The 21,761-nt window shown below is 32.2% G+C and carries 25 protein-coding genes and 1 other RNA gene; 23 read left to right on the top strand and 3 right to left on the bottom strand.

Features of this window, described 5'->3' with window-relative positions; translation table 11 throughout:
* Positions 1 to 8: 8 nt before the first annotated feature.
* The 16 genes from RYO54_RS14040 (at position 9) to RYO54_RS13965 (ending at position 14,161) form a co-directional block, all read left to right on the top strand.
* On the top strand, positions 9 to 1,010 hold the full coding sequence (locus RYO54_RS14040) for a V-type ATP synthase subunit C (protein ID WP_315119976.1): 1,002 nt from the start codon (positions 9 to 11) through the stop codon (positions 1,008 to 1,010).
* Positions 1,003 to 1,311 (top strand): V-type ATP synthase subunit F, encoded by a 309-nt coding sequence (locus tag RYO54_RS14035; protein WP_315119974.1) that lies wholly within the window; start codon positions 1,003 to 1,005, stop codon positions 1,309 to 1,311. The genes RYO54_RS14040 and RYO54_RS14035 overlap by 8 nt, the downstream gene beginning before the upstream one ends.
* A gap of 18 nt (positions 1,312 to 1,329) precedes the next feature.
* Complete coding sequence (locus tag RYO54_RS14030; protein ID WP_315119971.1) at positions 1,330 to 3,102, top strand: V-type ATP synthase subunit A; 1,773 nt, start codon at positions 1,330 to 1,332, stop codon at positions 3,100 to 3,102.
* Positions 3,095 to 4,480, top strand: a complete 1,386-nt coding sequence (locus tag RYO54_RS14025; protein ID WP_315119969.1) for a V-type ATP synthase subunit B — start codon at positions 3,095 to 3,097, stop codon at positions 4,478 to 4,480. The genes RYO54_RS14030 and RYO54_RS14025 overlap by 8 nt, the downstream gene beginning before the upstream one ends.
* A gap of 14 nt (positions 4,481 to 4,494) precedes the next feature.
* On the top strand, positions 4,495 to 5,139 hold the full coding sequence (locus RYO54_RS14020; protein WP_216439415.1) for a V-type ATP synthase subunit D: 645 nt from the start codon (positions 4,495 to 4,497) through the stop codon (positions 5,137 to 5,139).
* Between the two features lie 165 nt (positions 5,140 to 5,304).
* A complete protein-coding gene (locus RYO54_RS14015; protein WP_315119964.1) occupies positions 5,305 to 5,709 on the top strand; it encodes a hypothetical protein in 405 nt (134 codons plus the stop codon).
* 118 nt (positions 5,710 to 5,827) lie between these two features.
* On the top strand, positions 5,828 to 6,325 hold the full coding sequence (locus RYO54_RS14010) for an ECF transporter S component (protein ID WP_315119961.1): 498 nt from the start codon (positions 5,828 to 5,830) through the stop codon (positions 6,323 to 6,325).
* Positions 6,326 to 6,494: 169 nt separating this feature from the next.
* A complete protein-coding gene (locus RYO54_RS14005; protein WP_315119959.1) occupies positions 6,495 to 7,676 on the top strand; it encodes an FprA family A-type flavoprotein in 1,182 nt (393 codons plus the stop codon).
* Between the two features lie 20 nt (positions 7,677 to 7,696).
* The gene (locus tag RYO54_RS14000) at positions 7,697 to 8,080 is read left to right on the top strand and encodes a hypothetical protein (RefSeq protein ID WP_315119956.1); all 384 of its coding nucleotides are present in this window, start codon (positions 7,697 to 7,699) and stop codon (positions 8,078 to 8,080) included.
* Between the two features lie 30 nt (positions 8,081 to 8,110).
* Positions 8,111 to 8,659 carry a flavodoxin family protein gene (locus tag RYO54_RS13995; protein WP_315119954.1) on the top strand — a complete coding sequence of 183 codons (549 nt, stop codon included), beginning with the start codon at positions 8,111 to 8,113 and terminating at the stop codon, positions 8,657 to 8,659.
* Positions 8,660 to 8,707: 48 nt separating this feature from the next.
* Positions 8,708 to 8,902: non-coding RNA, 6S RNA (ssrS, locus tag RYO54_RS13990), on the top strand.
* A gap of 188 nt (positions 8,903 to 9,090) precedes the next feature.
* Positions 9,091 to 10,059 carry a class II fructose-bisphosphatase gene (glpX, locus tag RYO54_RS13985; RefSeq protein ID WP_315119951.1) on the top strand — a complete coding sequence of 323 codons (969 nt, stop codon included), beginning with the start codon at positions 9,091 to 9,093 and terminating at the stop codon, positions 10,057 to 10,059.
* A 184-nt stretch (positions 10,060 to 10,243) separates the two neighbouring features.
* Entirely contained in the window at positions 10,244 to 11,173 is a 930-nt protein-coding gene (gene hprK / locus RYO54_RS13980; protein WP_315119949.1) for an HPr(Ser) kinase/phosphatase, read from the top strand.
* Positions 11,163 to 11,711 (top strand): 5-formyltetrahydrofolate cyclo-ligase, encoded by a 549-nt coding sequence (locus tag RYO54_RS13975; RefSeq protein ID WP_315119946.1) that lies wholly within the window; start codon positions 11,163 to 11,165, stop codon positions 11,709 to 11,711. Before hprK ends, RYO54_RS13975 begins: the two co-directional genes overlap by 11 nt.
* Before the next feature lie 8 nt (positions 11,712 to 11,719).
* Positions 11,720 to 12,655: a magnesium transporter CorA family protein gene (locus RYO54_RS13970; protein WP_315119943.1), complete on the top strand. Its 936-nt coding sequence runs from the start codon at positions 11,720 to 11,722 to the stop codon at positions 12,653 to 12,655.
* A gap of 96 nt (positions 12,656 to 12,751) precedes the next feature.
* Positions 12,752 to 14,161, top strand: a complete 1,410-nt coding sequence (locus tag RYO54_RS13965) for an aminopeptidase (protein WP_315119940.1) — start codon at positions 12,752 to 12,754, stop codon at positions 14,159 to 14,161.
* 38 nt (positions 14,162 to 14,199) lie between these two features.
* Here the strand turns inward: RYO54_RS13965 and RYO54_RS13960 are convergent, their stop codons facing one another.
* Positions 14,200 to 14,658, bottom strand: a complete 459-nt coding sequence (locus RYO54_RS13960) for a DUF4883 family protein (RefSeq protein WP_315119939.1) — start codon at positions 14,656 to 14,658, stop codon at positions 14,200 to 14,202.
* A 154-nt stretch (positions 14,659 to 14,812) separates the two neighbouring features.
* On the opposite strand from RYO54_RS13960, the gene RYO54_RS13955 reads away from it, so the two are divergent.
* Positions 14,813 to 15,079 carry a metal-sensitive transcriptional regulator gene (locus RYO54_RS13955; protein WP_315119936.1) on the top strand — a complete coding sequence of 89 codons (267 nt, stop codon included), beginning with the start codon at positions 14,813 to 14,815 and terminating at the stop codon, positions 15,077 to 15,079.
* 158 nt (positions 15,080 to 15,237) lie between these two features.
* On the opposite strand, the gene RYO54_RS13950 is transcribed toward RYO54_RS13955, so the two are convergent.
* Positions 15,238 to 15,687, bottom strand: coding sequence for a threonine/serine exporter family protein (locus RYO54_RS13950; protein ID WP_315119933.1), 450 nt, complete (start codon positions 15,685 to 15,687; stop codon positions 15,238 to 15,240).
* The gene (locus RYO54_RS13945; protein WP_315119931.1) at positions 15,684 to 16,457 is read right to left on the bottom strand and encodes a threonine/serine exporter family protein; all 774 of its coding nucleotides are present in this window, start codon (positions 16,455 to 16,457) and stop codon (positions 15,684 to 15,686) included. Before RYO54_RS13945 ends, RYO54_RS13950 begins: the two co-directional genes overlap by 4 nt.
* Before the next feature lie 316 nt (positions 16,458 to 16,773).
* Here RYO54_RS13945 and rsxC point away from each other — a divergent pair, with 316 nt between their 5' ends.
* Genes rsxC through rnfB form a run of 6 tightly spaced genes read left to right on the top strand, consistent with a single transcriptional unit; the run spans position 16,774 to position 21,686 of the window.
* Positions 16,774 to 18,078, top strand: coding sequence for an electron transport complex subunit RsxC (rsxC, locus tag RYO54_RS13940; protein WP_315119930.1), 1,305 nt, complete (start codon positions 16,774 to 16,776; stop codon positions 18,076 to 18,078).
* Positions 18,079 to 18,110: 32 nt separating this feature from the next.
* Positions 18,111 to 19,031, top strand: coding sequence for an RnfABCDGE type electron transport complex subunit D (locus RYO54_RS13935; protein ID WP_315119927.1), 921 nt, complete (start codon positions 18,111 to 18,113; stop codon positions 19,029 to 19,031).
* Positions 19,032 to 19,613 (top strand): RnfABCDGE type electron transport complex subunit G, encoded by a 582-nt coding sequence (locus RYO54_RS13930; protein ID WP_315119924.1) that lies wholly within the window; start codon positions 19,032 to 19,034, stop codon positions 19,611 to 19,613.
* Between the two features lie 2 nt (positions 19,614 to 19,615).
* Positions 19,616 to 20,221 (top strand): electron transport complex subunit E, encoded by a 606-nt coding sequence (locus tag RYO54_RS13925; RefSeq protein WP_315119921.1) that lies wholly within the window; start codon positions 19,616 to 19,618, stop codon positions 20,219 to 20,221.
* Positions 20,222 to 20,270: 49 nt separating this feature from the next.
* Positions 20,271 to 20,846 carry an electron transport complex subunit RsxA gene (gene rsxA / locus RYO54_RS13920; RefSeq protein ID WP_315119919.1) on the top strand — a complete coding sequence of 192 codons (576 nt, stop codon included), beginning with the start codon at positions 20,271 to 20,273 and terminating at the stop codon, positions 20,844 to 20,846.
* 15 nt (positions 20,847 to 20,861) lie between these two features.
* The gene (gene rnfB / locus RYO54_RS13915) at positions 20,862 to 21,686 is read left to right on the top strand and encodes an RnfABCDGE type electron transport complex subunit B (RefSeq protein ID WP_315119917.1); all 825 of its coding nucleotides are present in this window, start codon (positions 20,862 to 20,864) and stop codon (positions 21,684 to 21,686) included.
* The last annotated feature ends 75 nt before the right edge of the window (positions 21,687 to 21,761 follow it).

The raw sequence follows: 21,761 nt of genomic DNA, 5'->3' as shown, positions 1-21,761 counted from the left end.
TTAGTTAAATGGAAGGTTTACAGTTTACCCATGCCATTTCAAGAATTAGGGTACTTGAGACTAAACTCCTTGATAAAGCAAAATTAGATAGGATGATTGATAGCTCATCTGCAGAGGATGCCTTAAAAATACTAGGAGAAACAGAGTATTCAAATTATATGTCTAGTATTAAAAGACCGGAGGATTATGAAGAACTATTAGGAGGGGAACTAATAAGGTTATATCAATTGATGTATAGCTTATCCCCTGTTAAAGAATTAGTTGATATTATGTCTATAAAGTACGATTATCATAATCTGAAGGTTATGATAAAAGGAAAACTTCTTAATAAAGATTTATCACATTTACTTATTCCTGTTGGATTAATAAATTCTAATAAGTTAAAACAAATGTTTGATAATGAAAACTTTAAAGAGCTTACGAATTATATGATTGAAGGAATAGAAAAAGTTAATAAATCCTTTGAAGAAGACGGGGATCCTCAAAAGATAGATATTATATTAGACGGCTTTATGTACAAGGAGATGCTCCATAGAGCTAATGAAATAGGAGATGATTTTTTATCAAGTTATTTTAAAATGATTATTGACCTGACTAATATTAAGACGCTTTTAAGAGTGAAGAAACAAAATAAAGGCAGAAGATTTATGGAAGAGGTTTTAATAGAAGGTGGAACCATACTAAAAAAAGACTTGATTAGTTATGAAAATGAGTCTGTGGATAGTATAGCTAATAAGCTTTCATATACTTCCTATGAAAAAATATTAAGATTAGGTCTTGAAAGTTATGGAGATAATGGCAATATAAGTTATTTTGAAAAATTAACTGATAATTATATTATGGATTATATTAAGAAAGCTAAATATGTTAGCTTTGGTATAGAACCTTTATTAGGTTATATAATGGCTAAAGAAAATGAAATCAAGACAGTAAGAATAATAATGGTTGGAAAATTAAATAACATAGCACCAGAAGTTATTAGAGAAAGGTTGCGTGATGTCTATGTATAAGATAGGAGTTGTTGGAGATAAAGATTCCGTACTTGCTTTTAAAGCTCTAGGAATAGATGTATATCCTGTAAATGATGTAGAAGAAGCAAGAAAAACTGTAGACACTATGGCAGCTAGAAAATATGGTGTTATATTTATAACCGAACAGGTAGCACAAGATTTAGAAGAGACAATAGAGAGGTATAATAGAGAAATGCTTCCTGCCATTATACTCATTCCAAGCAATCAAGGAACATTAAATATTGGAATGAAGAGAATTAGCGATAACGTTGAAAAAGCTGTTGGAGTGAATATTTTATAGGAAGGTAGGTAGGTGTACTTGAAGACTGGAAGAGTAGTTAAAGTTTCAGGACCTTTAGTTATGGCTGAAGGAATGGAAGAAGCTAACCTTTTCGACGTTGTAAGAGTTGGTGATCAACGTCTAATAGGTGAAATTATAGAAATGAGAGGCGATAAAGCTTCTATCCAGGTTTATGAGGAAACACAAGGTCTTGGACCAGGAGCTCCAGTTGTTACTACAGGAGCGCCTTTAAGTGTAGAATTAGGTCCCGGCTTAATAGAATCAATGTTCGATGGAATACAAAGACCTTTAGATGCAATTGAAAAAGTTGCAGGAGATTTTATATCAAGAGGTGTTGAGGTACCTTCATTGAATAGAGAAAAAATTTGGCACTTTACTCCTACTATAAATGTAGGTGATGAAGTAGAGGCTGGAGATATAATTGGAGTAGTTCAAGAAACTTCAATTATTGAACATAAAATTATGATTCCCTATGGCGTTAAAGGAAAGATACTTTCAATAAACGAAGGTGACTTTACTGTAGTGGATAAGATTGGTGAATTAGAAACAGAAAAAGGAACAGTTGACTTAACCATGATGCAAAAGTGGCCAGTTAGAAGAGGTAGACACTATTCTAGAAAACTTAGCCCTGTTGAACCGATGGTTACTGGCCAAAGAGTAATTGATACGCTTTTTCCAGTAACAAAAGGTGGAGTTGCCTGTGTTCCAGGTCCTTTTGGAAGTGGAAAGACTGTTGTACAGCACCAGTTAGCAAAGTGGGCAGACGCTCAGATGGTTGTTTATATAGGCTGTGGAGAACGTGGTAATGAAATGACAGACGTTTTAAATGAGTTCCCAGAATTAAAGGACCCAAAAACTGGAGAACCATTGATGAAGAGAACTGTACTTATTGCTAATACATCTAACATGCCTGTTGCAGCGAGAGAAGCTTCTATCTATACAGGAATTGCTATAGCGGAGTATTTTAGAGATATGGGATATTCTGTAGCCTTAATGGCAGACTCAACTTCCCGTTGGGCAGAAGCCTTAAGAGAAATGTCAGGAAGACTTGAGGAAATGCCTGGTGAAGAAGGATATCCAGCATACCTTGGCTCAAGATTAGCAGATTTCTATGAAAGAGCTGGTAAAGTTGTATGTCTAGGAAAAGATGGCAGAGAAGGAGCTATTACTGCAATTGGAGCAGTTTCCCCTCCAGGTGGAGACTTATCAGAACCAGTAACTCAGGCAACACTTAGAATAGTTAAAGTTTTCTGGGGATTGGATGCTCAATTGGCGTATAGAAGACACTTCCCAGCTATAAATTGGTTAAATTCATATTCACTGTACGTTGATAAAACAGGGGAATGGATGAATGAAAACATTGCTCAGGATTGGAGCGATTTGAGAATAAAAGCTATGGCACTTCTTCAAGAAGAAGCTAACCTTGAAGAAATTGTAAGGTTGGTTGGTATTGATGCACTATCCGAAGAAGATAGATTGAAACTTGAAGTTGCAAAATCAATAAGAGAAGACTATTTACAGCAAAATGCTTTCCATGATGTAGATACTTATGCTTCTTTAGGCAAACAATATAAAATGTTAAAATTAGTTCTTAAATTTGGAGATGAGGCATCAAGAGCTCTAAAGGCTGGAGTTTATCTAAAAGATATATTAAACATGGAAATCAGAGATAGAATAGCTAGATCTAAATATATATCTGAAGAAAGCATAGAAAATATAGATAGAGTTTCTGAAGAACTTGAAAAGGACATTGATGATCTTATCAGCAAAGGGGGGATAATGAATGCTTAAGGAATACAGAACAGTAAGAGAAGTTGTAGGACCATTAATGGTTGTTGATGGAGTAGAAAATGTAAAGTATGATGAACTAGTTGAAATAGAAATCCAAACTGGAGAAATCAGAAGAGGTAGAGTACTGGAAATAAATGAAGATAAAGCTCTTGTTCAGTTATTTGAGGGTTCTGCTGGAATAAACTTAAAAGGAAGTAAGGCTAAATTTTTAGGTAAACCGTTAGAAATTGGTGTTTCAGAAGACATGTTAGGAAGAGTTTTTGACGGTCTTGGAAGACCTAAGGATAATGGTCCTAAAATAATTCCAGAAAAAAGAATGGATATTAACGGTGAGCCTATAAATCCAGTGGCTAGAAACTATCCATCAGAATTTATTCAGACTGGAGTTTCGGCAATTGATGGACTAAACACTTTAGTTAGAGGGCAAAAACTACCTGTGTTCTCAGGTTCAGGTTTACCACATGCTCAGTTAGCGGCTCAAATTGCAAGGCAAGCAAGGGTTTTAGGTTCTGATTCTAAGTTCGCTGTTGTATTTGCTGCAATAGGTATAACTTTTGAAGAAGCTCAATTCTTTATTGATGACTTTACGAGAACTGGGGCTATAGACAGATCTGTTCTGTTTATGAACTTAGCAAATGACCCTGCTATAGAAAGAATTGCAACACCAAGAATGGCTTTAACTACAGCAGAGTACCTAGCTTATCAAAAAGGAATGCACGTACTTGTTATTATGACTGACCTAACAAATTATTGTGAAGCATTGCGTGAAGTTTCCGCAGCAAGAAAAGAAGTTCCAGGAAGACGTGGATATCCAGGATATCTATATACAGACCTTTCAACTCTATATGAAAGAGCGGGAAGAATCAAAGGCAGAGAAGGTTCTATAACACAGATACCTATACTTACAATGCCGGAAGACGATAAAACACATCCGATTCCAGACTTAACAGGTTACATTACAGAAGGTCAGATAATTTTAAGCAGAGAACTATATAGAAAAGGCATAATGCCGCCTATAGATGTTCTGCCTTCCCTATCAAGATTAAAAGATAAGGGTATAGGAAAAGGAAAAACTAGGGAAGACCATGCGGACACAATGAACCAGTTATTTGCTGGATATGCACAGGGTAAGCAAGCAAAAGAATTAGCAGTTATACTTGGAGAGTCTGCCCTTTCCGATGCAGATAAGCAGTACGCAAAATTTGCTGAAGCCTTCGAAAAAGAATATGTTTCACAAGGGTTTACAGCAAATAGAACTATAGAAGAAACATTAAATTTAGGATGGAAGCTGTTATCTATTTTACCTCGTACTGAGCTCAAGAGAATTAGGGATGAATATTTGGAAAAATATCTTCCTGAAACACCTAATGAAAATTAAAGGGATGATTGTTTATGAGATTAAATGTTAATCCAACAAGAATGGAGCTCACCAAGCTTAAGAAAAGGCTAGTAACGGCTACCAGAGGACATAAGCTTTTAAAGGATAAGCAAGATGAATTAATGAGAAGATTCATTGATTTAATAAAATATAACAATGAACTTAGAAAAAGCGTAGAGGAAGAGTTGCAAAAATCTTTAAAGGATTTTGTTATGGCTAGAGCTTTAATGTCATCGGAATTCCTTGAAGAGGCTATAGTCTTCCCAAAAGAAAGCATTTCTCTTGAAGTTGAAAGAAAAAACATTATGAGTGTTAATGTGCCTGTAATGAAGTTTAAAAGAAAGATGGAAGAAGATGAAGGCAGTATATATCCTTATGGTTTTGTAAACACCTCAGGAGAATTGGATACTGCCATAGAAAAATTATATGGTACATTACCTAAACTATTAGAACTTGCTGAAGTTGAAAAGTCTTGCCAGCTCATGGCAGATGAGATTGAAAAGACTAGAAGGCGAGTTAATGCTCTAGAGTATATGACAATACCTCAATTGCAAGAAACTATAAAATACATCGTAATGAAATTAGATGAAAATGAAAGAGGTAATTTAACTAGATTAATGAAAGTTAAGAGCATGATGAAGGAAAAAGAAGGTCTATAGTTTAAAGCCGAGAAGTATATTCTCGGCTTTTGCTATTTAATTAAAAAAATAATTCAGAAAATTATTACAAGATGTATTGACAAATATTTAACAATAATATATAATAAAATCAACAAGAAAATCAATGAGAAAATATATAAAAAATTGTATGCGGGAGGGGTTAGCATGAAAAATACTAAAGTAAATTCATGTATGATGGGAGAAAGTATATTTAAAATAGGAGACTGTACAGCATTAGCTCAAGGATGGGGATTATATAGGGATAAAATGACATTAGAAGAATGTACAAGCTTGAGAATAATGGAATTATATTACACTGATGGAGAAGAGAGCTGTTTGCCAAAATTTAGGGCAGTAGTAAAAACAAATAAAGATAGATTAGTAGATATGGGCCTAGAAGATTTAAAAGAAGTAAGAAATTGTGCTGAGAATCGTGAAGAACTTAACAAAGTTGGATATGATTTTGACACTGGAAGTATATATTGCAAAGGATATGAGATCGATGATGGTATATGGAAATTCTTTAATATTGGATTAGAAGGTAATATTAACTACACACATAGTTATTAATTTAAAGAATATAGGTTCAGAATATTTTAAAAGTATTCTGAACCTATATTCTTCTTTACAAAGAACTTAAATGAGTGTATACTACTGTATATACATTAGTATGTACGGAGGTGTTCTCATGAACAGTATTAAAAAAATAACTTACACAGCTTTATTAACTGCTCTAGCAGTAGTTATACCCATAGCCTTCGGCTTTTTATCCATTCAATTAGGGCCATTCTCAGCTACATTAGCTTCTCATGTGCCATTATTTATAGCCATATTATTAGGACCAGGGCCAGCAGCCATGGTAGGCATAGGGTCAGGTTTAGGATTTCTAATAACCAAAGGATCATATATAGCAGCAAGAGCTTTTATGCATACTTTTGTGGGAATAGTCGGTGGATTATTAGTCAAGAAAGGTGTCTCTTATAGAAATATGGTAATAATAACTGCCCCTATACATGGAATATTAGAAGCGATTATAGTAATTCCTTTTGGAATAACTTTAGACAAAATTTTAATAACGGTAGGATTGGGATCTATATTACATCATATTGTAGATGGTTTAATAGCTTTCGTGGTTGTACAAGCTTTATATAGAGCATTAAATATATCCTTGATAAAGGAAATTTAAAATAAATCTCTGGTGATTAAAAAACCAGAGATTTATTTATTATAAATATAATTCATATGGTTAAAATATAAATGAAATTATTTAAAATGAAGTTATTTAAAATGCTGGAAATATATATTATAATTATTTTAATAGACAAATTTATGTAGGAAGGATAGGAGGACTTAAAGTGGGAAGTATAAAATTAAAAGATAATATATATTGGGTTGGCGTAAAGAATCCGGAACTGAGAGTTTTTGATATTATAATGGAAACTAGAAATGGCACTACTTATAATGCTTATGTTATCAATGATGAAAAAGTAGCTGTTTTAGATGCTGTTAAAGATGGATTTTACGAAGAATTTTTAGGAAATTTAAAGGAAGTAATCGGAGACAAAAAGATTGATTACTTAATAGTTCATCATACAGAATTAGATCATACTGGAATAATTTCAAAGTTTATTGAAGATTATCCGGAGATTCAAATAATCTGTTCAAGAGCTGCTAGTATTTATCTAAAGGATATATTAAATAAAGAAGCCAATATAATAGTGGCAGCAGAAGATATTTCTTTAGGGGAGACTACTCTTAAATTTATAACAGCTCCCAATCTACATTGGCCGGATACCATGTTTACATATGTAAAGGAAAGAGATATGTTATTTACTTGTGACTTCTTAGGATGCCATTATTGCCCTAAGGATAACGTAATAACAGGCGCTAATGAAGATTATGAAGAAGAGATGATATATTACTACAATACAATTATGGGGCCTTTTTCAAAGTTTGTTTTAGCTGGTTTAAATAAAATTAAAGACTTGAAGTTTGATTTAGTGGCTACAAGTCATGGTCCAATACACAATAAAGAAAATATAGCTAAGTATACGGAAATGTATAAAAAATTTGCTACAGAGGCTCAAAATTTAGAAGATTGCATACCGGTATTTTACATATCTGCTTATGGAAATACTGAAACAATGGCACATTACATATGTGATAAATTAGGAGAACGTGGAATAGAGAGTACAGCCATAGAAATAACTTCTATAGGTGAAGAGAAAGCTGCTTCAATTATTGATAAATCTAAAGGGTTTTTAGTTGGATCTCCAACAATAAATCAAGATTCAGTAAAACCAGCCTGGGACTTATTAGCTACTGTAAATCCTATAGTAAATAGGGGGAAGGCATCAGGTGCTTTTGGTTCATATGGATGGAGCGGAGAAGGTGTTCCTATGATGACCGAAAGGTTAAAATCATTAAAACTTTCCGTGGTAGATGAGGGATTAAAGTTTAAATTTGTTCCTAATGAAGAAAAATTCGAAAAAGCAGATGAATTTATAGAAAAATTTATTTCACTATTACAAATATAAATAAAATTGGAGGGTTAAAAATGGATAAAAATAAAATAATTAACTTACTATTAGATAGGAATGTAAGCGAAATAGAAGAGATAGAATGGGAAAATAAAGATTTATGCTTGTTAAGAATGTACTATGAATTTGATGATGATGAAATAGAAGCCGCTAAAGCCTATGAAAAGGAAGAAAAAGATGAACAGGAAGATGAGGATTTATTTAAGTCATACTTATATGATTTGGCATTAGATACAGTTTCAGAGATTATTGAAGAGATAGTTGATGATTTGGAAATAGATTGCCAATTTTCATCCTATGAAATAGATGAAGAATGTGATTATGCTGAATTTGCTGCAGTGTTCTATGAAAATGGTAAAGATGTAGATTTAGATTTAATATTAGATAAAATAGATCAATAATCTTATGAAGAAGGATGTTATGATGTTATAATGAAGACTTTGATTTTTTATTCCTCGCCAAACAAAAATGGCAATACCTATAAACTGATGAATGAATTTGTTAAAGGATTAGGAACAGAAGTGGAAATAGTTGATGTATTTAAAGCTAATATAAAGCCATGCATCGATTGTAAGTATTGCTATAAGGTAGAAGCTTGCTCTATTAAGGATGATATGACGGATATTTATAAAAAAATCAATAATAGTGATTTAATTGTAATAACTACTCCGATGTACTTTGCTTCAGTGCCAGGTCCTTTAAAAAATCTTATCGATAGGTTGCAAGTTTATTGGAGTAAAAAGTATATTAGAAAAGATAGAAATAATATAAGGATGAAAAAGGGCGTCTCTATAATTACTGGAGGTACTTATTGGGAAGGAATGTTTGGGCCTATTGATGAAACATTAAAATTAGCTTTTGGAGCTATGGATGCTAAAATAGAAGGGGAACTCCGCGCAATAAATACAGATGAAAATCCAGTTGAGAGAGATGAAGAAATATTAAAGGCTGCATACAACTTAGGAAAAAAATTTAGATAAATTAAATAGATTTCCATTGAAAAAAATAATAGTTATGTTATAATTAAAGTGATCCTGAGGTGATCGTCAGACTTATTCGTTCAACCTACATAATGTATAAGGGATCTTCTAAATTTAGTTCAATGTCAGGCTTCTGACGCTAATATATTTAGCTAAAGGTAGTAGGCAGAAGGCTAGTGCGAGGAACCCACCTGCGAGAGTGCGGGTGTGAAATGATAAGTGCAACGACATATTGGGATATATATTTTTAGTAGAATAATAAGCTGAAAGTTTAAAACTTTCAGCTTTTTTTATTTTATTATTTTAAAAGTATAACTGACACTTTTGTTTTAATATGATATAATAATTAAGTGATTTATAGGAATTAGAGTAGACTATATAATATATAGTATTATAATTTTACTTTTATAGTTCATTTAGGAGGTATATATATGATTTATCAAGATATAGCAATGGGATTAGTTAGGGTTACAGAAGCAGCAGCACTTCGTTCAGCTAAGTACATGGGAAGAGGAGATAAGATAGCAGCAGACCAAGCGGCAGTTGACGGAATGGAAAAAGCTTTTGCATTGATGCCAATAAAAGGTAAAGTAGTTATTGGAGAAGGAGAAATGGACAACGCTCCTATGCTCTACATAGGCCAAGAGGTAGGTTTATGGAAAGATGGAATGATGGAGATGGATATTGCTGTAGATCCATTAGATGGCACAGTTTTGATTGCGAAAGGACTACCTAATGCAATTGCTGTTGTAGCAATGGGACCAAAGGGAAGCTTACTACACGCTCCAGATATGTACATGAAAAAGATAGCTGTAGGTGCAGCAGCTAAAGGTGCTATAAACATCAATAAATCTAATAAAGATAATATAATTAACGTAGCCATGGCATTAAATAAAGATGTATCAGAATTGACTGTAATTGTACAAGAAAGAGAAAGACATGAAGGTATAATAAGAGATGCTAGGGAAGTTGGAGCAAGAGTAAAACTATTTTCAGAAGGGGATATTGCTGCTGTACTAGCTTGTGGTTTTGATGGGACAGGCATAGATTTAATGATAGGTACTGGTGGAGCGCCAGAAGGAGTTATTGCGGCAGCTGCTATAAAGTGTATGGGTGGAGATATGCAAGCACAGTTAGTTCCACAGTCAGAAGAAGAAATAATTAGATGTAAAAACATGGGTATCTGCGATGTAAATAAAGTATTATATATAGATGATTTAGTAAAAAGTGACGATGTATATTTTGCAGCTACAGGAATTACCGATTGTGATTTATTAAAAGGTGTAGTCTATGGGAAAAATAATTGTGCAAACACAAACTCAGTGGTAATGCGTTCTAAAACAGGTACAATTAGATTTGTAACGGCAGATCATTTACTTACAAAAAGTAATTTGGTTTAATAATTAATAATTAATAATTAATAATTAATAATTAATAGTGAGAAATTAAGAGTATGGCTTGGAAGCCCTACTCTTTTTGTGAATAAAAGAAAATTTTGTCAAACGAAATTTTTGCATTTTTATTCTTCGTTTTTTACGTATTAAAATGTTATAATAAGGTACACGATCTACTAGGAGGATATATATGGCGATTATTGTTGAAGATTTAATAAAAGATTTTAAATTAGAGGTGATTACTAAAGGTAGAGAAAGTATAAATATAACAATAAATGATATAAATAGACCTGGGCTTCAATTTTCAGGTTTTTATAGCTATTTTGCAAATGAAAGAGTACAACTCATTGGTAAAGCAGAATGGAGTTTTTTAGATGTAATGCCAAAAGAATTAAGAAACAAAAGACTTAAGAAGTTTTTTCAGTTTGAAACTCCTTGTGTGATTATAACTAGGGGATTAGAACCCCATAAAGAATTGCTAGAAAATGCAGCTAAGCATGGGAGATGGGTTCTTAGAACAGAAGATGTATCCACAAGATTTATAAATAAATTGACAAATTACCTTGATGAAAAGCTTGCACCTGAAACAAGACTTCATGGAGTGCTTGTGGATGTGCATGGTATAGGAATATTAATAACAGGAGAAAGTGGAATTGGTAAAAGTGAAACTGCATTAGAACTCATAAAGAGAGGACATAGGTTAGTAGCTGATGATGCTGTAGACATAAAAGAAATTGAAGGTAAATTACTGGGAAGATCACCCTATGTTACTTCAGGGATGATGGAGGTTAGGGGCATGGGGATAATTGATGTACCTGCTCTTTATGGGTTAAGCTCTGTATTGGATGTAAAAACTATAGGACTTGTCATACATTTAGAACAATGGAAGCAAGACACAACCTATGATAGACTAGGTATAGATGGAGAAACTACGCAAATATTAAATGTGCCTATAAGAAAAATTACCCTTCCAATAAGACCAGGAAGAAACATAGCAATAATAATAGAAACTGCAGCGGTGAATTATAGATATAGTTTAAATTCAGATACTACTCCTGTAGATACAATAACAACAAGAATGAATGAAGAAGAATTAAGGAGGATAAAGTATGGAGAATAAGAAGGAATTAAGAAATAAAGTAATTGCTTTAAGGGATAGTTTATCTTTAGATACCAGGAGAAAATATGATGAAGAAATTTATAATAGGGTTATAAAGAGTAAATATTATAAAGAGTCAAAGTCTTTATTTATTTTTGTTAGCTACAAGACAGAAGTAGACACACATAAGATAATTAAAAAAGCATTAGAGGATGGTAAAAGAGTTTCAGTGCCGAAAATAAAGAACAAGGATGAAGGTATGTATCTTGTAGAAATAAAAAACTTTGATGAATTAGAAATGGGCAATTATGGCATATTAGAGCCAGCACACGACAATGTAATGAATAAAGATGAGATAGACTTAATCTTAGCACCAGGAGTTGCTTTTGATAAAACTGGAGGGAGATTAGGATATGGTGGGGGCTTTTATGACAAATTTATTAGCTCTTTAAAAAATAATATACCAATAGTTGCGTTAGCTTATAGCATTCAATTTATTAATAAAGTTCCCAGAAATGAATTTGATATGATGGTAAATGACATAATAACAAATGGGTGATGTTTATAATGAAAATTCTTGATATTAACAATAACTTCAATTTAATAGAAGATAATGAAATGAATGATAAAGGACAATACTGGATATGGTGTTATGTAGATGAACTAGAAGATATAAAAACCAGGTTTTCTATAAGAGAAGATAATATAATGGATTGTAAGGAGTTTAATAAATCTACAAAAATTGAATATTATGAAGAGTATATTTTTGTAGTATTTAATATATTGGAGTATTATAACGAAGGAGTTCATTCCAGAGAATTATATATTTTTTTGAGTAATAATTTCATTATAACCGCATTTAAAGAAGAACTAGACTTACTCAATAATCTAGTTAAAGATATAAAAAGTTACAAGAACTGTTCTATGCTTAGAGAAAATCCATCTACAACTATAATTTTTTACTATATTATAGATAGAATAATAGTAAAAAATTATAATGTAATCTCTGTCATAGAGGAAGAGGGAGACAAAATAGAGCTTAGAATATTAAAAAATCCTAAGCATGAACTGTTAGTTCAATTAATACATCTTAGGAGACAGTTATATAAACTAAGAAAATATTTAAATCCTCTTAGGTACATAGGAGATAGTTTACAAAATGATAATTCTATTATTGAAGAAAAATATATCAAGCATTTTCAAGGATTAAATAATAAAATTGACAAATTAATGCTTTCCTTAGACAGTTTATATGGAGATATAGCTTTGGTTAGAGAGGCTTATGAAGCCGAAATAGCAAATAAGACGAATGATTTAATGAAGATATTTACTATTATAGCTACTATATTTCTTCCTCTTAATTTAATTACAAGTATGTATGGAATGAATGTTAAGAACATTCCTTTTTCAGACCATAAGTACGGATATTATTTAGTGGTGATTTTTATGGTATCTATATCTGTTTTATTGATAAGGTTTTTTAAAAATAAAAATTGGTTATGAAAATAAACTGTATAACTGAGAGTATCTATGATAAAATATAGTAAAATTGTTAGGTGGAGGTGAAAATGCTCTGTTTTACCAACTAGAGCAAAGTATATGGAAGAAATCAAAAAAAATTTAGTGAAAAAATATGAGTATGCATGGGATAAATATTCTGAAGAAGATTTAAAAAAGGTTTTTGCATTAAGTGAAAGATATAAAGAATTTATGTCAAAATGCAAAACAGAAAGAGAATGTGTAAAAGAATTTGTGCGTATAGCTGAAAATAACGGTTATAAAAATATTGAGGAATATATTAATAAAGGCCAGAAGTTAAAAGCTGGAGATAAAATATATGCTAACAATAAGGATAAAACTTTAGCATTATTTTTAATAGGAGAAGAGTCAATACAAAATGGAATGAATATATTAGGAGCTCACGTAGACTCACCAAGACTAGATTTAAAACAAAATCCTCTATATGAAGATGGGGATTTAGCTTTATTAGAAACTCATTATTATGGTGGAGTGAAAAAATATCAATGGGTTACAATACCACTAGCTATTCATGGTGTAGTAGTAAAAAAGGATGGAACTGTTGTAGATATTGTAGTAGGTGAGGATGAAAATGATCCAGTAATTGGTATATCAGATTTATTAATTCATTTAGCTGGAGATCAGATGGAAAAGAAAATGTCAAAGGCTATTGAAGGAGAAGATTTGAATATATTAATTGGTAGTATACCAGCCAAAGATAAAGACACAAAGGATAGAGTAAAACTTAATGTATTAAGACTATTAAACGAAAAATATGGCATAGAAGAAGAGGATTTTGTATCAGCAGAACTAGAGGTTGTTCCAGCAGGAAAGGCTAGAGACTATGGTCTGGATAGAAGTATGGTTATGGCCTATGGACATGATGATAGAGTGTGCTCATATACTTCTTTTGAAGCTATGGTATCTTTAAATAGTTCAAAGAAAACTTCAGTTACTTTGTTAGTGGATAAAGAGGAGATAGGGAGTGTAGGTGCTACTGGAATGCATTCAAAATTCTTTGAAAATACAGTGGCTGAAATCATTGCTTTAAGTGAGGATTATTGCGAATTAAAGTTAAAGAGGGCTTTAGCTAATTCAAAAATGTTATCTTCAGATGTAAGTGCAGCTTATGATCCAAACTTCCCATCAGTAATGGAGAAGAAAAATGCTGCATACTTTGGAAAAGGACTTGTTTTTAATAAATACACTGGAGCAAGAGGTAAATCTGGATGTAATGATGCAAATCCTGAATTTATAGCTGAATTAAGAAATATAATGGGAAAACACGATGTAACATGGCAGACAGCAGAATTAGGAAAAGTAGATCAAGGCGGCGGAGGAACTATAGCTTATATATTAGCTGAATATGGCATGGAAGTTATAGATTGTGGAGTAGCGCTTCAAAATATGCACGCACCTTGGGAAATTGCTAGTAAAGCAGATATATATGAGGCCATGAGAGGGTACTTTGCATTCCTATTAGAAGCATAAACAAAAGCTAAGCTATATCCTAAAAAAGGATATAGCTTTTAATATTTTCCTGAAAAAATATAATTGCATAAATAAAATAGATTATATGAAAGGGGTATATTACTCATATCAATATAGTCCATCTCTTCATTGCCATCCCAAGGATGTATTGTTACATATTTGCTGTTATAAACATTTATAACATACTTATCCTTATTAAAAGTTAGTATCATTTTATAAGCGGATTTTCCATCAAGATCATTAGGCTTTTTAGTAAAAGACTTTTCATTTAAGGCTTTAGTAAAATTCCCTAGGATATAAAAATCATCAACATTTAAATCCTTTTCTTTATAAAGATTCATATCGAATATAGAACACATGTAATCATCTTCCGTATTAATTAGCCCTATTAAGTTTGAGGTATAGTAATTATTTGTTTTCTTGCTTTCTGATAAATAACTGCAGGATGTAAATAATATTAATATGCATGCAAGCATCAAATAGAATTTATTTTTCAAAACTTATCACCCTAATAATAAAATATTTATATATAAACAATATGAAATATAAAAAATAATATTCATATTTTTATATTAAGAATTGATTTAATAAGAATTGATTGATATAATTTATACGGGGTATGGGTATGATAAATATAGGAGTGATTATTTAATGGAAAAGGATAAAGTAAAAAAAGACATACAAAATAGATTAAAAAGAATTGAGGGCCAAGTAAAAGGCATTGAGAAAATGGTGGATAATGGTGCAGAGTGTAAGGATATTCTTATACAAATAGCTGCAATTAGATCTGCTATCAATAAAGTAGGAACCTTAATATTTGAGAATTATGCAACGAAATGTTTCATGGAAGATGAAAATAACAATTGCGAAAGTAAAGTAGAGGATTTAGTAAATACCCTCACAATGTTTATAAAATAGTTTTATTTAGTTAACAATGGATGGCGATGGCTTTAAATTTACACTATTAATGAAGAGTTTTCTCCAGAGTAAATATTTTTAAAATAATAAATGGAATTTTAAAATAAAATTCCATTTATTATTTTTCTCTCTAAATTTCATAGTTACAATAAGCAAAGTTACTTTTTTATTTTGCGTTTTTTATATTTAATAAGCTTTGTTATTGAAGATACGAGAACTAATGCAATTGCTATGGCCCCGGCAGTTGTTAAAGTATTTAATCCCATTTCTAAAGCTTTATTTACATCTCCTCTAGTAAATTCTAACATTGTGTAATACATTCCTCCGCCAGGGACTAATGGAAGTATACCAGATATAATAAAGGTGGTTACTGGTGCCTTTAAAGCTCTTGCGGTTATTTCAGAGTAAATAGCGGTAGATAAGGCTCCATTAAAAATCGATAAGGTATTTGACATATTGCTATGAATGGAAATAAGATAAAAAAACCAGCTTATTCCTCCACCTATGGCTGCGAAAAATAAGTTTCTTCCTTTAATATTAAATATTACGCTAAATGCAAGGGTGGCAATAAAAGAATAAAATGAAAATAAAAGAACATCATAAATCATATAGAGGCTCCCCCAAAGAACTTAATCCATATAGTAAAAATTAACCCGCTTCCAACAGCAATAGCCACAGCTATTAAAAATGCTTCTGAAGCTCTAGATGTGCCTGCTAATAAATCACCTGCTAAAGTATCTCTTATAGCATTAGTTATTGCTAATCCAGGCACAAGTAGCATTAAAGAACCAATTACTATTTTGTCAGTATTATTAGCAAGACCTAAGGTGGTACTGAGTAGAGCTATAAGTGAAGAAGTAGCACCACCAATTGCATTTATAAAAAAGCTATTAGTATCAATTCTATCAATGATTATACGTATACATTCTATAACGAAACCAATAAATAAAGATACAAAAAAATCCTTCAATGTTCCGCCAAAGACCAAGGTAAAAAATCCTGCAGCCATTGAAGAGGAGAAGATGAGTGTTTTATTATTATATCTAGCACTATGTTTGATTTCTTCTAGTACACCTTCTACATAATCTAAATCTAGCTTCTCACTACTTATCCTTCTAGAAAGGTCATTAATTCTAGCTATCTTATCTAAATCTACAGTTCTTCTATTAATCCTTACTATCTTTGTCATTACATAATCTTTATTGTCTGTTACAGACATAATAATTCCAGTAGGTGTAACAAAGCTTTGGGCGCTTTGTATTTCGTAGGAAGTGCATATCCTTGTTAAAGTTTCTTCAACCCTATATATTTCTGCGCCACTTTGTAACATTATTTCACCAGCATATGTAGCCAAATGAAGCACTCTATTGTAATCCATAGTTAAAACTCCACTTCTTTACTATATATTTCCTATGTATTATACCATAATTTATATGTATAATTAAACATATAACACTTATTTTTAAAAATAAATATTGCAAATTTCGGTGTTAAATAAAGGATTTAATAGATAATTGTAGAATGGTATATAGGTTGAAATATAATTCAATATATTATAGTATATTAATTAAAAATATTGAAAAACTCTTGACATGCTTGCCATAACAATTTAATATTGATGATGGGCGTACTATTAAATCTACCTATGATTTTATTAGTATTTATTGTATAAATAAATAGATTGGAGGGTCTTTATGGAATTATTAACATTTAAGAATGGAGTACATCCTCCTCATGGTAAACACTATACTGAGAATAAACCAATAGAAGAGTATTTGCCAAAAGGAGACCTAACTATTCCTATGTCACAGCATATAGGGGCACCTGCTGAACCTATAGTTAAGAAAGGTGACAAAGTATTGGTAGGACAAAAGATAGGAGAAGCAAAAGGGTTCATCTCTGCAAATGTACACTCAAGTGTTTCTGGTATTGTTAAAAATGTGTCAGAAATTGTACTATTTAACGGTATTAAGTCAATGGCTGTAATAATAGAAAATGATGGACAATACGAAGAAGTAGAAAGCACAAAGAGAAACTGGACAAGCTTATCCAAAGAAGAAATTATAAATATTGTTAAAGAGGCTGGTATAGTTGGTATGGGTGGTGCTACATTCCCGACACATGTAAAACTTGCTCCACCACCAGAAAAGAAAATTGACACTATAGTTGTTAACGCAGCTGAGTGTGAGCCTTATTTAACTTGTGACCATAGAATGATGCTTGAAAAGACTCAAGAAATAGTTGAAGGATTAAAAATAGTTTTAAAATTATTTCCAGAAGCAAAGGGTTATATTGGAATAGAAGATAATAAGCCTAATGCTATTCAAGCTATGAAAGAAGCTATAAAGGGTATTTCAAATATTGAAGTTAAAGCAGTTAAAACTAAATATCCTCAAGGAGCTGAAAAACAATTAATTTATGCAATCACTAAAAGAGAAGTTCCATCTGGAAAACTTCCAGCAGATGTAGGATGTGTAGTTCAAAATGTTGATACTATATATGAAATTTACAATGCGATTGTAAACGGTAAACCTTTAACTACTAGGGTTGTTACTGTAACTGGTGATGCTATAAAAGAACCTAAAAATTTAAGATTTAAGATTGGTACATCAGTAAGAGAATTAGTTGAAGCAGCAGGCGGATTCGTTGAAGATCCAATGAAGGTTATTTCTGGCGGACCAATGATGGGAATGGCTATGTATTCATTAGATGTTCCATCTACTAAAGGAACTTCAGGAATACTTTGTTTAACTAAAAAAGTAGCTGAAGCTGAAGAAGAGTCTAATTGCATAAACTGTGGAAAGTGCTTGCAAGTATGCCCAATGGGACTAATGCCAACAAAGCTTGCTACATGTGCTGCAATTAGAGATTACGATACATTTGATAAATGTAGCGGAAGAGATTGTATTGAATGCGGATGTTGTTCATTTGTATGTCCAGCAAGACGTCATTTATTACAAAGAATACGTTCAGGAAAAAAAGTAGTGTGTAAAAGATAATAAAAAACTAACTTTGAAGAGGTGAATTTTAAATGTCTCAAACAACTAATTATACTGTCTCATCATCTCCACATATTCGTGCTAAAGATACAACAAAATCCGTAATGAGAGATGTTGTAATAGCGTTGCTACCAGCAACAGCTGCTTCTATTTATTTCTTTAAATTAGAAGCATTATTAGTAATTTTAGTTTCAGTTCTATCTTGTGTAGGAACTGAATACATTTGGCAAAAGGCATTAAAAAGAAAGGTTACTATTGGTGATTTAAGTGCTGTTGTAACAGGCTTACTTTTAGCTTTTAACTTACCACCATCAGTTCCACTATGGATACCAGTTATAGGTGGAGCTTTTGCAATTATTATAGCTAAACAATTCTTTGGTGGATTAGGACAAAATATAGTTAACCCTGCATTAATAGCAAGAGCGTTCTTACTTGCATCATGGCCAACACCAATGACTACATGGACATTAGATGGAGTAACAACAGCTACACCACTTGCAGCATTAAAAGCAGGAACACAGGCTCCTGGATTAATGGATGTATTTTTAGGAAATGTTGGAGGATGTCTTGGAGAAACTTCAGCATTAGCATTAATTATAGGTGGAGCATATTTGATATTTAAGCATGTAATAGATTGGAGAATTCCAGTTACTTATATTGGAACAACATTTATAATAACAGCCATAGCTGGAAGAGCTGGTAATCCACTATATGAATTATTTGCAGGTGGTTTAATGCTAGGAGCCTTCTTTATGGCTACAGACTATGCAACATCACCTATAACACCACTAGGAAGAATTATATTTGGAGTAGGCTGTGGAGCTTTAACAGGTATTATTCGTATATTTGGTGGTTACCCAGAAGGAGTATCTTATTCAATTTTAATAATGAACTTATTTGTTCCATTAATTGAAAGATGGACAGCTCCAAAAATTTTTGGGAAGGTGAAATAAATGGAAAAGGAATCCGGAGTAAAATTAAGTGTTAGATTAGGATTAATTTTATTAACAATAGCAGCAATCTGTGGACTACTTTTAGGTTGGGTTAGCGGAGTTACAAAGGATCCTATTGAGGTTCAACAAAAGAAAACTTTAGATGAAGCTAATGCAGCAATATTACCTTTAGGGAAAGAGTTTACTATTAGAGAAGATATTAAAGGTGAAGGTGGAGTTCTAGAAGTTACTGAAGGAAAAGATGGATCAGATTTAAAGGGGTATACAATAAAAGTTGCTCCAAAAGGATATGCTGGAGCTATAGAAATGATGGTTGGAATATCTGCTGAAGGTAAAGTTACAGGTATAAAGATATTAAACCATTCAGAAACTCCAGGTCTAGGCGCTAAGGCAACAGAACCATCCTTCTCAGATCAATATAAGGACAAACCAGTAACAGAATTAGAAGTTGTAAAAGGCACAGCAACAGCAGATAATCAAATTTCTGCAATTACAGGTGCAACAATAACTTCAAAAGCTGTTACAGGCGGGGTTAATGAAGCTATTAAGTTTTATGACTCTAAATTGAAGGGAGGCAATTAATAATGGGAGTAGTTCGCGAAAGACTATATAACGGTATTATTAAAGAAAATGCAACTTTCGTACAAGTACTTGGTATGTGTCCAACTTTAGCTGTTACCACGAGTGCTATAAATGGATTTGGTATGGGATTATCAGCAACAGTTGTTTTAATTGGTTCAAACGTAATAATATCACTGCTTAAAAAGGTAATTCCAGATGAAATACGTATACCAGCATATATAACAATCATTGCAACACTAGTTACAGTACTTGAATTCATGCTTAAAGCATATTTACCAGCTTTAAATAAATCATTAGGTATATTTATTCCTCTTATAGTTGTTAACTGTATCATATTAGGTAGAGCAGAAGCCTATGCAAATAAAAACAATGTATTTGCATCTCTATTTGATGCTATAGGTCAAGGTTTAGGTTTCACTTTATCATTAACAGCACTAGGAATTATTAGAGAGCTACTAGGAACTGGTAAAGTTTTTGGAATGCAGATTATGCCTGATGCATACCAACCAGCATTAATAATGATATTAGCACCAGGTGGTTTCTTTACACTAGGTATCTTAATGGCTATCTTAAATGCTAGAAAATTAAAGAAAGCTAAAGCAAACTAGTTTTTTGAAGATGCCTTAGTTTAAAAAAGAAAGGTGGATAAAGGAAAAAATGAAGATTTTCACTATATTTTTAAGTGCCCTATTAGTTAATAACTTCGTTTTATCAAGATTCCTTGGAATATGTCCATTCCTTGGAGTTTCTAAAAAAGTTGAAACGGCAACTGGTATGGGAGCAGCAGTTACATTTGTTATGGCTCTTGCTTCATTAATGACTTTTTTAGTTGAAACATTTATATTAGTACCATTAAAGATTGAATACTTATCAACACTAGCGTTTATATTAGTTATCGCATCCTTAGTTCAGTTTGTTGAAATGGTTATTAAAAAGGTGAGTCCAGATCTATACAAAGCTCTTGGTATTTACTTACCACTTATAACAACAAACTGTGCAGTTCTTGGGGTTGCAGTTATAAATAGTAATGAAAAATATGGTTTAATTGAATCTGTTGTAAATGCCACTGGTGCAGCTTTAGGTTTTACACTTGCACTTGTGCTTTTAGCAGGAATTAGAGAAAAATTAGAAACAAATGAGTATATTCCAGAAGCGATAAAAGGCTTACCACTAAGCTTGGTAACAGCAGGATTAATGGCAATAGCTTTCTTAGGTTTCCAGGGCTTGATTTAGTTAGGAGGTGTTAGCATGGAATTATTATATCCAGTATTAAGTTTAGGTGGATTAGGTGTAGTATTCGGTCTACTATTAGGATATGCTTCAAAGAAATTTGCTGTTGAAGTTGACCCAAGAATACCTCAGGTTAGAGAATCATTACCAGGAGCTAACTGTGGTGGTTGTGGATTTGCTGGTTGTGACGCCTTTGCAGATGCAGTTGTAAATGAAGGTGCCCCAATAAGCGGATGTCCAGTTGGTGGAGCAGGTTGTGCAGCAAAGATAGCTGAAATTATGGGTGTAACAGCAGATACATCAGAACCTAAAAAAGCATATGTTAAATGTAATGGTACATGTAGTCAAGCAAAAGAAAAATATAAATACTATGGTGCTATGACTTGTACTGATGCAGCTAATATACCAGGAGAAGGTTCAAAAGAATGTAAATATGGATGTTTAGGATTAGGAACATGCGTATCAGCGTGTCCGTTTGATGCAATAACAATCGAAGATGGAATAGCTGTAATCGATGAGGAGACATGTACAGGATGTGCTCAGTGTATAGCTGTTTGTCCAAAGAGCGTTATTGAACTAACACCAATATCAAAGAGAGTACGTGTTACATGTAACTCTAGAGATAAAGGTGTTGCTGTTAAGAATTCTTGTTCTGTTGGATGTATTTCATGTACATTATGTGTAAGAAATTGTCCAGAACAGGCTATAACAATGGTAAATAATTTAGCTACAATTGATTATGACAAATGTACACAATGTGGAATTTGTGTATCAAAATGTCCAACAAAGGCAATTAATAATTTGAACGGAAAAGTAGAAGTTCAAGAAGCAGCTAAAAATTAATAATAAAAAAGCGTGGTTAATGATATGATACTTCCAAAGTAGACAGTCTAATTAATTAAAATTTAGATTATCTAC

The organism is uncultured Clostridium sp. (assembly GCF_963515715.1).
Taxonomy (GTDB): Bacteria; Bacillota; Clostridia; order Clostridiales; family Clostridiaceae; genus Clostridium_AW.
This window is presented reverse-complemented; position numbering and strand designations above follow the sequence as displayed.